Origin of the sequence: Intestinimonas massiliensis (ex Afouda et al. 2020) (genome assembly GCF_001244995.1) — a bacterium.
Lineage (GTDB): Bacteria > Bacillota > Clostridia > Oscillospirales > Oscillospiraceae > Intestinimonas > Intestinimonas massiliensis.
The window spans coordinates 354,540-367,205 of sequence record NZ_LN869529.1; the positions used below are offsets into that span (position 1 = coordinate 354,540).

The window sequence follows — 12,666 nt, forward strand, 5'->3', positions numbered from 1 at the left end:
GCAGACCAGCGCAGCGATTGCAGTTTAGAGACGAGAAGCAGCAGAATGCGTGCACGACGAGGTTTGCTGTGAAATAGAAAAGCTCGTCGCAGACGCTATAACGCTTGCGACGAGCTGGCTCGACAGGAACGAGCGATAACCACCCGCGCCGCGAATGGGACGGCCATCCCTGGCCACAATCCGCCCGAGGACAGGCTGATCGCCTGTCCCTCCGGGCCACCGCTCCGGACAGACATAGGCATCCCGTGCCGCGTCATAGCAAAAAGCACTGCTGTCAAGCTCCGTCTTTTGAATGGCTGGCGTTTGCCGCGACCGAGCGCAGAACACCGTATGGAACCGCCTCAGATGAAAATCAAGAAACTTTATAACCAATTGGTATTGACAACGGAGAAAGCGTTGTCTTATCTACGTTATATGGAAAATATTCAAATATTACACTGTGAGCAATATATATCTACGGAACGAGTTTACGCAAGTTTAGAGATATTTTCCGTGATGCCGTAGACGTGCGCTTGCCCACAGTCCATTCACCTCTGTGAAACGGCCTCCCCGCAAGGAGAGTGGAACTCCTGGGGAAATTACAACAAGTTTCCACCTTTTGGATGGCCGCAGACATTAGAAAATGGAGTAGCGGCCGCGCCTTATCATTTCGGGAAACGAAGAAGCGAGGGTTACAGCGCTCCGGAAACCACTTCGCCGTGGAAGAGAACTGCTTTCAGATTGTAGTCCTTGTCCAGCACGGCAATATTAGCATTCTTGCCCACATCCAGAGAACCGACGTGGTCGTAAATGCCCAGCACCTTAGCAGGATTTACCGCCGCTGCGGTGACGGCATCCTCCAGAGAGATACCAAAGCCAGTGACGGTTTTTACGCACTGCATCAAATCACTGACAGAGCCGGCCAGCGTGTTGGGATCACCCTTTATGGTGGCTCGATTGCCGTGTACTTCGATGGCCTGTCCGCCGAAAGGATACTCGCCGTCAGGCATCCCGGTAGCCCGGAGGGAGTCGGAAACCATGATGACCCGGTCCCGACCGAAGAGCTGGAACACGGTGCGGATGACGCTGGGATGAATGTGTACGCCATCGCAAATCAGCTCCACTTTGACCTCGGGATGGTCGAAGGCGGCGCCTACCACACCAGGTTCCCGATGGGTAAAGGGCAACATAGCGTTGAACAGGTGGGTAGCCTGCCGTGCGCCTGCCGCATAGGCGGCGTAAGCGGTGTCGTAGTTGGCGGTGGTGTGGCCCAGAGAAACCGTCACCCCGTCGTCAATTGCTCCCTTGATGAACTCCATGGCGCCAGGCTGCTCGCAGGCCAGCGTCACCAGTTTCACCAGACCGTTTGCGGCTACCTGAAGCCGATGGAGCATGGCGGGGTCCGGATTGTGAAGGTAGGCGCCGTTCTGTGCTCCCTTTTTTGCCATGCAGAGAAAGGGACCTTCCAAATTGATACCTACCAGCTCCGCGCCGCCTGGGCCTGCGGCCTTGTGAGCAGCGGCGGTTTTGCACACGTCGGTGAGAATCTCCTCGGACAGCGTCATACCTGCCGGGCAGATCTGGGTAATGCCCCGGCTCAGCTCATAATCTGCCATCTTCCGGAGTCCTTCTGCCGATGCATCAGAGAAGTCTTCTCCCACACATCCGTGGAAGTGGAGGTCCGTCAACCCGGGAATGAGATAGCAGCCAGACACATCCACAGAGCTGTCGGCATCTTGTGTAATCAATCCGTTTTCTACACAGAGATCCCGGAGGATAAAGCCTTTCGTCGAATCAAAAACCTGTCCGCCGGCCAGTTTCATATGACTACAACTCCTTCCCGGGAAGGCAGCTTGCTCAATGCTGCGCGGTCAGCTACAATGATGACATCGGGGTGAATCTGAAGAATAGAGGCGGGTACCTGCGGATCAATCTTGCCGGAGAGCGTTTTGACGACAGCGTCTGCCTTTTCGATGCCGCTGACAACTACCAGAACCCGCTTAGCCTGCATGATGTGCTTCACGCCCATGGTTAGAGCCTGACGAGGCACATCAGCCTCAGAGGTGAAAAACCGCTTGTTGGCGTCGATGGTGTTTTCAGTCAGATTTACTACGTGAGTGCCAAGAGTGAATTTATCGGCCGGCTCGTTGAAGCCAATGTGGCCGTTGCGGCCCAGACCCAGAAGTTGGAGGTCAATGCCGCCCAGAGAGTCGATAAGGGCGTCGTAGCGGGCGCACTCTGCGTCGGGATCTTCCGCCAGACCGTTGGGGACATTGGTTTTGCTGACGTCAATGTCCACCCGGCTGAACAGGTAGTGATTCATAAACCAGCGATAGCTCTGATCGTGGTCACCCCCTAGCCCCCGATACTCGTCCAGATTGACGCTATGCATCTTGGAGAAGGAGAGATCCTTCTTCTCACACCACTCCACCAGCTGATCATAGGTGCCGATGGGGGTGGAGCCGGTGGCCAGGCCCAGCACGCAGTCGGGCTTTAGGATCACCTGAGCAGAAATGATATTGGCTGCCTGACGGCTCATGGCGCGGTAATCCGCGCACTCGTAAATGCGCATGGAGTGATCTCCTCTCAGCAGAATTTCTGAATGGCTGCCTGAATCATATCAGAGCAGACATGCACAACGGCACTATCGGCTTCGGTCAGATTGGGTAGAGGAGCCCGGACACCGCCCAGATTCAGACCGTACTGCTTTTTCAGAATGGCCTTCATAACAGCATACAGATTGCCCTTGGCAGAGCACATCTTGTAGATAATACGGCAGATTTCGTTCTGAACTGCTGCAGCCTTTTCCACCTTACCGGCATAGAACAGCTCCCATATCTTCAAGAACAACTCGGGCATCACGGCATAGGTGCCGCCGATACCACCGGTAGCACCGATGGCAAGTCCGGAGACCAACTGCTCGTCGGGACCATTCATCACCACGAAGTTGCTGCCGCCTTGATCCTTCCACATCTGAATGTCCTGAGTGGGCATGGAGGAGTTTTTTACGCCAATAACTTTGGGGTTTTTCTGCATTTCTGCCAGAAGAGAGGGCGTCAGGGATACGCCTGCCAGTTGTGGGATGTTGTAGATGATGAAGTCGGTGCTGGGGGCGGCGGCGGATATGTCGTTCCAGTACCCGGCGATGCCGTAGGGGGGCAGGTGGAAGTAGATGGGCGGGATGGCCGCGATAGCGTCCACGCCCAGGCCCTCGGCATGCCTTGCCAGCTCCTGGGAGTCGGCGGTGTTGTTGCAGGCCACGTGGGCGATGATGGTCAGCTTGCCGCCCACCTCGGCCATGACGTTCTCCAGCACCACCTTGCGCTCGGCTACGCTCTGGTAGATGCACTCGCCGGAGGAGCCGCCCACGTAGAGGCCCTTCACGCCCTTTTCGAGCAGGTGCCGGGCCAGGGCCCGGGTCCGCTCGGGGGAGATGCTGCCCGCATCGTCATAGCAGGCATAGAAGGCGGGGATGACCCCCTGGTATTTTTTAATATCCATAGGAATATGACCTCTTTCCGCCCGAATAGGCAATTTTTAAGACCAGCTTATCCACGTCCACCGCGGTGCCGGCGGCGATCTTTGGCAGATGCCCTTCACCGGGGAAAACGAGCAGAAAAGCCCCCTGCTCCAGGGTGAGGATTTCTTTAGGCGCCCCATGGTACATGACCGCGTCTTCCTCCGCCCGAACCTCAACCGGCTCCAGCGCTTCGATGGGCGCAAGCGCCACCTTTTCAATGCCGGTGAGGACGACGTGGAGATCCAGGTATCGCTGATGTGCCTCGAATGGCGTCCCTTGGGAGAGGGGGGCGGTCGTGTAAGTGAAATGGTTGCCGTAGACTTCGTCCCCAGCGATCTCTACCCGTCCAAGTGGGAGCGCCGTCAGGTCAGCCGTCTGGAGGAAGTCAATCCCCCTGTCGATGTTTGGCGACATCCCACGGTACCGGGCCAGATAACACAGTCGATCAAATATCATTCCAGATCCACTCCGAATTCTGTCTTACATACCTGCTGGGCGGCTCCATATAGCCCAGCCATGTTTCCCAGGGCGGCCCCGACCACGCGGACACCGCGGAACCCCGGTATCAGGAGCTTCTCTATCCGCGCCTGGGCGCCCTGGATGGCATAGGGCTGCTCCATGACGCCGCCGCCCAGGACCACGCATGGGATATTAAATACGTGGATCAGGCTCACGGCTCCGGCCGCCACCTGGTCCAGCCAGGCGTCCACCACGGTGCGGACCTCTGGTTCATCCAGCCGCTGGAAGATGGCGTGCCCGCTGGTCAGCACCGGGTCCAGACCACTGGCCGCCGTGCGGAGGGCCGTCGCGGAGGCATAGCGCTCATAGGTGCCCGCAAAGGGGTCCTGCGGGTCCAGGTCCTCCGGGTGCAGGATCAGGCCACCCAACATACCGCCGGCGGAGGGGCCGGTCCCGTAGTAGAGCTGACCGTCCAGGACCACCCCGCCGCCAATGCCGGTACCGTAGGTCAGACAGATATAGTCCCGCACACCGGCGGCCGCGCCCCGGGTACCCTCGCCCAGCGCCGCCGCGCATACGTCGTTGAGCACGGCAGCGGGCCTTTGGAACTGCGCCTCGAAGTAGCCCTTGACGTCCATCCCGGTATAGCCGGGCAAGTTCTCATTTGCATAGCGGATGACCCCGTTATTCGGATCCACCTGGCCGGCGGTGCTCACTCCAATGGCGTCAAATGGGCCGAACGTACGGATCAGAGCTGCGGCCCGGGCCAGAACGGCAGCGGCGCCCTCATTGGCCGCCGTGTCGCATTCGCTCTTTTGGGACGGTGTGCCGCCTTCAAAGACACATGCTTTTATTTTCGTGCCGCCGATGTCCAGGGCGGCAATCCTCTGCGCCGCCCTCATTTCAGTGCGGCCACAAAGCGCTTGGTGATCTCCAGGGGCCGGGTGATGGCGCTCCCCACCACCACGGTGAGCACGCCGATGTCCATGGCGTGTCGGAGCTGCTCCGGCGTGGAGATGTTCCCCTCCGCCACCACGGGCTTCCCGCACTCGTGGACCAGGGTCTTGATCATGCCGTAGGGCGGCAGGGAGCAACCCGCCGTGTAGGGCGTGTAGCTGGCCATGGTGGTGCCGATGAGGTCAAAGCCCAGCGCTGCGGCTTTCATGCCCTCCTCCACGTTGGAGCAGTCTGCCATGAAAAGCTGGTCAGGGTATTTGGAACGCACTTCGGGGAACAGGGTCTCGATGGTCTCCCCGCCGGGGCGGGGACGGTGGGTGGCGTCCATGGCGATCACCTCCACCCCGCAGGCGATGAGTTCATCTACCTCTTTCATGGTGGGGGTGATGTAGAGCTCTGGGTGGTCCTCATACACCCGCTTGATGATGCCGATGATGGGCAGGGAGACCGTCTTGCGAATCTCGGCGATGTCCTCCACCGTGTTGGCCCGAATGCCTACCGCGCCGCCCAGATAGGCGGCGTAGGCCATCCGGGACATGATGTAGGAGCTGTGCAGGGGTTCCTCGGGAAGAGCCTGGCAGGATACCACCAGGCCGCCGCGGAGCTGTTGAAGGATCGCTTGGTTCCGGCTGTTCATGAAAAAGACCTCCTGCTTTTACATGTCACACTTTAGCATCAGAGCAACATGGGAGCAGTGGCGTTCAGGGTACGTTCCCGGTTTTCCTGGGCCTTTTTAAAATCTCTGGCGCAGTACTCGTGAAAAAGAACATCTATGATAAACAACTGCCCCATCTTTACCGCCACGGAGCCCTGTTGGTTCGGGGCCTCGTCCGCGCCGCAGATGAGGAGCAGGTCGGCGTACTTGGCGCCGGGGGACTTGGGAAAGCGTGTCACCAGGATGAGCTTGGCCTGCGTCTTCTGCATGAGCTGTCCCAGCTCGGACAGCTCCCGAATGGCGCCGGAGAAGGAAAAGTAGAGGATGACGTCGTTGGCACCCAGCGTGGCGGCGGTGACCGCCTGCATGTGGAAGTCGCTGATCCAATGAAATTTTGATGTGATGGTGGCGAAACGCCCCCAGGCGTCCATGGCGATGATGGAGGAGTTGCCCTGTCCAAAGCAGTAGACGTTCTCGGCGTCGCGGAGGCAGTCCACCACCTTGCTGATCTGCTCATAGTCCAGCATCTCGAACGTCTGCTGAAGCGCCTGTGTGCCCACGTGGTAGAGCTTTTGACATTTCTGCTCGATGCTGTCCCCCGCCTGGACGTTCCCGTATATATCGTATCCACTGGCCGGCCCCGATCCGCCGTCTGCGGAGAGGACCTGGGCGGCACGCATTTTGAAGTCGTTGAAGCTCAGACAGTCCACCGTGCGGCAGAAGCGGGTGATGGTCGCCTCGCTCACCCCGCAGGCGTCCGCCAGGTCCCGGATCATGATATGGGGCAGTTCAGGCCTGTGCTTTAGAACGTAGTCGGCCACTTTGATCTCCGAACGAGTCATCCCGTTGTAGCCCTGGACAATCAGGTCAAAAATATTGTTGCCATTCATGGGTGGTCATTCCTTTCTCTTACCCGCGGTTTCATCTATCATCTGAAAAAGCCATCCGGTCATGAGGTGGCCGTCCATGAAAATCAGTTTCAGATCTGTAAGCATCCGTAATTGCATTTTAGTCCTATTTTTCGTTTCTTACAATCAGCAGTTTTGCGAAACGGAAATTTTTGTATATCTGCACAAGAAAAGAAAGTAAATTTCGTTTATCATTTACAGTTGAAAATAATTTTCATTTAAGCTACAATGAGGCCAGCATCAGAGCAACCGTTACTCCAGCGGCACCACGGGCCCCATCAGTACTCGAACCAGCCATACCTGATTTCAGGAAGGAGAAACGAAACAATGAAAACCTTGTGGAAACGCGCGACAGGTCTCTTGCTCAGTTCCGCCCTGATATTCAGCCTCGCCGCCTGTACCAGCGGCGGGACAGGGGACACCAACACCAAGCAGCCGGACGACTCCGGGTCGGCCCAGGCGAGTGAGCCCGCTATGCCCGACTCCGGCGCCACTGGCGAAAAGCTCATCTACACCAACGGCGGCCCCGAGGAGTTCTTCGAGACACCTTGGCTCAACCCCGGTACTTACGTCTATAACAAGGCGGTCTACGGCCACCTCATTGTGGCCGACGAGAACCTCAATCCCATCCCGGACCATCCGGACGCCTTGGCCACCTATGAGTATAGCACCGACGGCAAGACCCTGACCTTCACCCTCCGGGACGACGCCTACTGGCACAACGGTGACAAGGTCACTCCCGAGGACATTAAGTGGAGCATCGAGTTCGTGTCCAAGACCCCGGTGGCCAACGCCGTGTTCGTCTCCACCTTCTCCGCCATCGAGGGCAGCAAGACCAACGATGTCTTCAACGAGACCTTCTCCGGCATCGCCATCGACGGCCAGAAGATCACCATCACCTTTGACAAGATCGCCCCCGACGCCCTGCTCACCTTCACCCAGTTCGCCCCCGTGCCCAAGAGCGAGTTTGAGGGCATCGACCCCTTGCAGGTCCAGCAGGCCCCCTTCTTCCAGCACCCCATTGGCTGCGGCCCCTTCATGGTGGAAGAGGTCAACATGAAGAACTACACCATCCTGGCCCCCTTTGATAAATACTACAATGGCGTAGCCGATTTCAAGATCCAGATGCTGCCCTCTGCCGGTGACTCCGACCCCAACGTTGTCACCCGCGCCAAGTCCGGCAACCTGGACTACGGCTACACCAAGATGATCTCCGACGTGCAGGCCCTGGAGGGTACCCCCGGCATCACCATCACCCCCATCGACGTGCGCTACACCCGCCTGTTCTTCCTCAACAAATTCGATAAGCAGGACGGCTCCCCTGCGCCTCTGGCCGATGAGCGGGTCCGCCAGGCCATCCGATATGCCATCGACATGAGCACCATCTGCGAGACCCTCTTCCAGGGTGCCGCCGTCCCCGCCAACGCCATGGCACCCGACGCCAACCTCAAGGATTCCAGCCTCAACGACTACAACTATGACCCTGCGAAAGCGAAGGAGCTGCTGGCCGACGCCGGCTGGGATGCCAACACCACCATCAAGGTGGTCTACTACTACACCGACCAGGCCACCGTGGACCTGATGACCGCCATCCAGGCCTATCTGGCCGACGTGGGTATCAAGATGGAGTTCGAGCTGGTGGAGGGTGACTTGGCTACCATCCTGTGGGCCGCCCCCGCCGACCAAACCAATGGCCCCCGCGCGGTGGACTGGGATATGTGCTACGCAGCCAACGCCGCCCTGTCCCTCCACGAGTATTACGACCGCTACCGCACCGGCTCCCCCACCAACTCCCACACCCCGGAGGACGCCGAGCTCAACCGCCTGATCGACGCCACCAACGCCTCCGCCGACGTGAACGCCCAGAACGAGGCGTTCAAGGACCTCATCAAGTACGAGAACGAGAATATGTTCACCATGGCCCTGTACTATCAGCCCATCTTCCTCATCACCAGCGACAAGATCGGTGACATCCAACTGGGCACCCCGCAGTTCTGCATTAACTGGGACATCCAGAATTGGAACGTGCAGTAAGCCAGTGATCTCTATTTGAGCCTTACCAAAGTACATAGGGGCCGGGTCCTCTCCGTTTAGCCCTGGTCATAGGGCTCAAAGAAGACTTCCGTTGGGAAGGGGCGGCGCAACGCCGCCCCTTCTTCTTTTAAATCCGGGAGGGTGAAAAATGCGAAATACACTGCAGTATATCTTAAAAAAGCTCCTGTTCATGATCCCTATGGTCCTGGTCATCACGTTTCTCATCTATGGAGGATTGGAGCTGACGCCCGGCGACGCCATCTCCCACATGATCCCGCCCGATCAACTGGCCAACGTAGACCCTTCTCAACTGGAGGCCCTGCGGCAAGCCTATGGCCTCAACGACCCCTTCCTTCTGCGCTACCTGCGCTGGCTGTGGGAGCTGCTCCACGGCAACTTCGGGTACTCCATCACCAGCGGCGTACCCATCAAGGACATCCTGCTCCAGCTCTTCCCCGCGACCCTGGAGCTCTCCTTGGCCGCGCTGGTCATCTCCACCGTGCTGGGCAGTATCCTGGGCATCCTCAGCGCCCTCAAAAAGGGGTCCATCGGGGACAACGTGCTCACCGTGCTCGGTATGATCGGCGTGTCCATCCCTCAGTTCTTCTTCGGCATGCTCTGCATCTTGGTGTTCGCTCTGGACTGGGCCATTTTACCTATTGGAGGGCGGATGGCGCCGGGGGAGTCGGGGATATGGGCCCACTTCAAGTACCTGATCCTCCCCGCCAGCGTGCTGGGTATCTCGCTGACCGCCGGCGTGATGCGGTACTCCCGCTCCAGTATGCTGGACACCATGAATAAGGACTACATCAAGACGGCCCGGGCCAAGGGCCTGCCGGAGTGGCGGGTCAACCTGGTCCACGGCTTCCGGGTGGCACTCACCCCCGTGGTGGTGCTGATCGGCTTCCGACTGCCCACCCTAATCGGCGGCTCGGTGGTCATCGAGACCATCTTTCAGTGGCCGGGCATCGGCAACGCCTTTAAGACCGCCGTAACAGGCCAGAATTACCCGCTGGTTATGATGATTGCCCTTTTCTCGGTGCTGGCCGTGCTGGTAGCCAGCTTCCTGGTGGATATCCTGACGGCGATCCTCGACCCGCGGGTCAAGCTGGAGTAAGGGGGCATATGAAATGACTGCTGAATCAACAACAAGAAGGCGCACCCGTCTGGACCGGAAGTTCGACAAGCTCCGGGACGCCGAGGAGGCTGGCAGGCTGGGTAAGAGCAAAACCAGCCGCGCAGTCCGCAAAATGATGGAGAACCGGCTGGCCGTCATAGGTATCGTGGTGTTCGCAATTATCCTCCTGGCCTGCGTCTTGGCGCCCCTGATCTCCCCCTACGACCCCCTCACCACCGACCTGCGCGCCATGACCCAGCCGCCCTCCTTGGCCCACCTCTTCGGCACCGATAAGCTGGGCCGGGACGTGTTCACCCGCACCCTCTACGGCGGGAGGCTCTCCATCCTCATCGGCCTGGGCTCTGCCCTGGGGGCCGCTGGCATCGGCGTGCTGCTGGGCTGCTACGGCGGCTACAAGGGCGGGCTCTTCGACAAGATCGTGCTGCGCCTCTCGGAGATCTTTATGTCCTTCCCCCAGCTTATCCTGGTGATGATGCTTGGCACCATTTTCGGCCGGGGGCTGTGGAACCTCATCTTCATCTTCATCCTCACCGGCTGGGGCGGCGTGTACCGCCAGGCCCGAGCCAAAATGCTCTCCCTGCGGGAGGAGGAGTACGTCCAATCCATGCGAGCCTTTGGCTTGAGCGACATGGTCATCGCCTACAAGCACATGCTACCCAACGCCGTGGGGCCGGTGGTGGTCAACCTCACCCTCTCCACCGCCATGTTCATCCTGGACGAGGCCGCCATGAGCTTCTTAGGGCTGGGCGTCCCGCCGGAGATCGCCACCTGGGGTAATATCCTCAACGCCGCTCAGGACCTCTATGTCATGCAAAATTACTGGTGGCTGTGGCTGCCGGTGGGCATCGTCGTCTCCCTCTTCGTCATCAGTGTCAACTGTATTGGCGACGGCCTGCGCGACTCCACCGACCCCACCCAGCAGGGTTAAGGAGGAGGAAATATGGAACAGCAAGCCATCATCACCGTCAAGGACCTGCGGACCTATTTTTACTCCGACAAGCGGTGTAACAAGGTCCTCAACGGCATCTCCTTCGAGCTCTATAAGGGCCGCACCCTCTGCGTGGTGGGGGAGTCCGGCTGCGGCAAGAGCGTCACCGCCACCTCCGTCATGCAGCTTCTGCCCAAGCTCTCCCGTATCGAGAGCGGCTCCATCACCTACCATAGCGACAAGGGGGATATCCGCATCGACCAGCTCCCCCGCAACGGCAAGCAGATGCGCGCCCTCCGGGGGCGGGACATGGCGATGATCTTTCAGGACCCCATGACTGCCCTCAACCCGGTCTACACCATCGGTTTCCAGATCGGTGAGGACCTCAAGTACCACACGGACCTCGATAAGAAGGCTCGGCGGGCCCGGACCCTGGAGCTACTGACCCAGATGGGCATCTCCACCCCGGAGAAGCGCATCGACCAGTACCCCCATGAGTTCTCCGGCGGTATGCGCCAGCGGGCCATGATCGCCATGGCCATGAGCTGCAACCCCAAGGTGCTCATCGCAGACGAGCCTACCACCGCTCTGGACGTGACCATCCAGGCCCAGATCTTCGAGCTGATGGAGAAGCTCAAGCGGGAGCACGACACCGCCGTTATGCTCATCACCCACGACATGGGCGTGGTGAGCGAGCTGGCCGACGACGTGGCCGTCATGTATATGGGCAGCATCGTGGAGCGGGGCTCCGTCCGGGACGTGCTCAAGCACCCGGCCCACCCCTATACCTCCGCACTGCTGCGCTCCATCCCCGTGCTCCACCAGGGCAAGAACCAGCGGCTGGAGCCCATCCGCGGCTCCACGCCGGACCCCTATGACCGGCCCAAGGGCTGCCAGTTTGCCCCTCGGTGCGACTTCTGCTGCGACAAGTGCACGCAGGAGATGCCGCCGGAGGCCCCGGTCTGCAACGGGCACGCCGTACGCTGCTGGAATGCCGACAAGGTCTATACCGGGCGCAGAGAGGAGGCGGCTGCCATATGAGTGAATCGAAGGAAGTGCTGTTGCAGATGCGCGGTGTGAAGACCTTTTTCCCCGTGCGCAGCGGCTTTTTCAACAAGGTGACCGACCACGTCCAGGCAGTCAACGACGTGGACTTGGACATCTACAGGGGCGAGACCCTGGGCCTGGTGGGGGAATCCGGCTGCGGAAAGACCACCCTGGGTAAATCCATCATCCAGTTGGTCAAGGCCACCGATGGAACCATGATGTACGATTTCGGTCCCCATCACGGCGGGAAAAAAGACCTGCGGCACCTGAGCAAGGAGGAGGAACAGGTCCTGCACCGCCGCATCCAGATCGTCTTCCAGGACCCCTATTCCTCCCTGAACCCCTCCTTTACGATTTACCAGTCCTTGGCCGACCCCCTCAAGCATTTTGGGGTGACCAACAAAAAGAATCAGCGGGCGCTCATTGCCGATATCCTGGAGGCGGTGAATATGCGCCCGGAGTATATGGACCGCTATCCCCATGAATTTTCTGGAGGCCAGCGCCAGCGGATCGGGATCGCCAGGGCTTTGCTGGTCCACCCCGAGATGGTGGTCTGCGACGAGGCGGTCTCCGCCCTGGACGTGTCCATTCAGGCCCAGGTACTCAACCTCCTCATGCAGCTCAAGGAGGAGCGCCATCTCACCTACATCTTCATCACCCATAACCTCTCCGTGGTGGAGTACATCTCTGACCGCATCGCCGTCATGTACCTGGGGCGCATCGTAGAGCTCTCCACCACCGAGCAAATCTTCGACCACACCATGCACCCTTACACGGAGGCCCTCCTCTCCGCCATCCCCGTGGTGGACCCGGACAACAAGCGCAGCCGCATTGTGCTGGAGGGCGACGTGCCCAACCCCGTCCACCCACCCGAGGGCTGTCATTTCCACCCCCGTTGCAAGAAGTGCATGGAAATATGCAAGCACCAGAAGCCCGTGCTCAAGCGGCACATCATCGACGGGGAGGAGCACTTCTGCGCCTGCCACCTCTATGATGATACCTCCGCCGCGGCCCCGGCGAAAAAAGAATAAAGGGGCGGTC

General features: G+C 59.3%; 12 protein-coding genes. 5 read left to right on the forward strand and 7 right to left on the reverse strand.

Translation table 11 applies throughout. From position 1 onward, the window contains the following. Nucleotides 1-671 precede the first annotated feature (671 nt). The 7 genes from nagA to BN2154_RS05835 are packed head-to-tail and all read right to left on the reverse strand — an operon-like array spanning nucleotide 672 to nucleotide 6,460. Nucleotides 672-1,802 (reverse strand): N-acetylglucosamine-6-phosphate deacetylase, encoded by a 1,131-nt coding sequence (gene nagA, locus BN2154_RS05805; RefSeq protein WP_050617929.1) that lies wholly within the window; start codon nucleotides 1,800-1,802, stop codon nucleotides 672-674. Beyond that, nucleotides 1,799-2,551, reverse strand: a complete 753-nt coding sequence (gene nagB / locus BN2154_RS05810; protein ID WP_050617930.1) for a glucosamine-6-phosphate deaminase — start codon at nucleotides 2,549-2,551, stop codon at nucleotides 1,799-1,801. Before nagB ends, nagA begins: the two co-directional genes overlap by 4 nt. Nucleotides 2,552-2,565: 14 nt before the next feature. After that, nucleotides 2,566-3,480: a dihydrodipicolinate synthase family protein gene (locus BN2154_RS05815; protein WP_050617931.1), complete on the reverse strand. Its 915-nt coding sequence runs from the start codon at nucleotides 3,478-3,480 to the stop codon at nucleotides 2,566-2,568. Further along, nucleotides 3,470-3,955 (reverse strand): NanQ anomerase/TabA/YiaL family protein, encoded by a 486-nt coding sequence (locus BN2154_RS05820; protein ID WP_050617932.1) that lies wholly within the window; start codon nucleotides 3,953-3,955, stop codon nucleotides 3,470-3,472. Before BN2154_RS05820 ends, BN2154_RS05815 begins: the two co-directional genes overlap by 11 nt. After that, the gene (locus BN2154_RS05825) at nucleotides 3,952-4,860 is read right to left on the reverse strand and encodes an ROK family protein (RefSeq protein ID WP_050617933.1); all 909 of its coding nucleotides are present in this window, start codon (nucleotides 4,858-4,860) and stop codon (nucleotides 3,952-3,954) included. Before BN2154_RS05825 ends, BN2154_RS05820 begins: the two co-directional genes overlap by 4 nt. Further along, nucleotides 4,857-5,552: an N-acetylmannosamine-6-phosphate 2-epimerase gene (locus BN2154_RS05830; protein ID WP_050617934.1), complete on the reverse strand. Its 696-nt coding sequence runs from the start codon at nucleotides 5,550-5,552 to the stop codon at nucleotides 4,857-4,859. Before BN2154_RS05830 ends, BN2154_RS05825 begins: the two co-directional genes overlap by 4 nt. A 38-nt stretch (nucleotides 5,553-5,590) precedes the next feature. Next, complete coding sequence (locus BN2154_RS05835) at nucleotides 5,591-6,460, reverse strand: MurR/RpiR family transcriptional regulator (protein WP_050617935.1); 870 nt, start codon at nucleotides 6,458-6,460, stop codon at nucleotides 5,591-5,593. 378 nt (nucleotides 6,461-6,838) lie between these two features. Here BN2154_RS05835 and BN2154_RS05840 point away from each other — a divergent pair, with 378 nt between their 5' ends. The 5 genes from BN2154_RS05840 (at nucleotide 6,839) to BN2154_RS05860 (ending at nucleotide 12,656) form a co-directional block, all read left to right on the forward strand. Beyond that, nucleotides 6,839-8,512 (forward strand): ABC transporter substrate-binding protein, encoded by a 1,674-nt coding sequence (locus tag BN2154_RS05840; RefSeq protein ID WP_242853702.1) that lies wholly within the window; start codon nucleotides 6,839-6,841, stop codon nucleotides 8,510-8,512. 148 nt (nucleotides 8,513-8,660) lie between these two features. Next, entirely contained in the window at nucleotides 8,661-9,629 is a 969-nt protein-coding gene (locus BN2154_RS05845; protein WP_050617937.1) for an ABC transporter permease, read from the forward strand. A 13-nt stretch (nucleotides 9,630-9,642) separates the two neighbouring features. Further along, nucleotides 9,643-10,578 (forward strand): ABC transporter permease, encoded by a 936-nt coding sequence (locus BN2154_RS05850; RefSeq protein ID WP_050617938.1) that lies wholly within the window; start codon nucleotides 9,643-9,645, stop codon nucleotides 10,576-10,578. A gap of 12 nt (nucleotides 10,579-10,590) precedes the next feature. After that, complete coding sequence (locus tag BN2154_RS05855) at nucleotides 10,591-11,619, forward strand: ABC transporter ATP-binding protein (protein ID WP_050617939.1); 1,029 nt, start codon at nucleotides 10,591-10,593, stop codon at nucleotides 11,617-11,619. Next, nucleotides 11,616-12,656 carry an ABC transporter ATP-binding protein gene (locus BN2154_RS05860; protein WP_050617940.1) on the forward strand — a complete coding sequence of 347 codons (1,041 nt, stop codon included), beginning with the start codon at nucleotides 11,616-11,618 and terminating at the stop codon, nucleotides 12,654-12,656. Before BN2154_RS05855 ends, BN2154_RS05860 begins: the two co-directional genes overlap by 4 nt. Nucleotides 12,657-12,666: the final 10 nt, after the last annotated feature.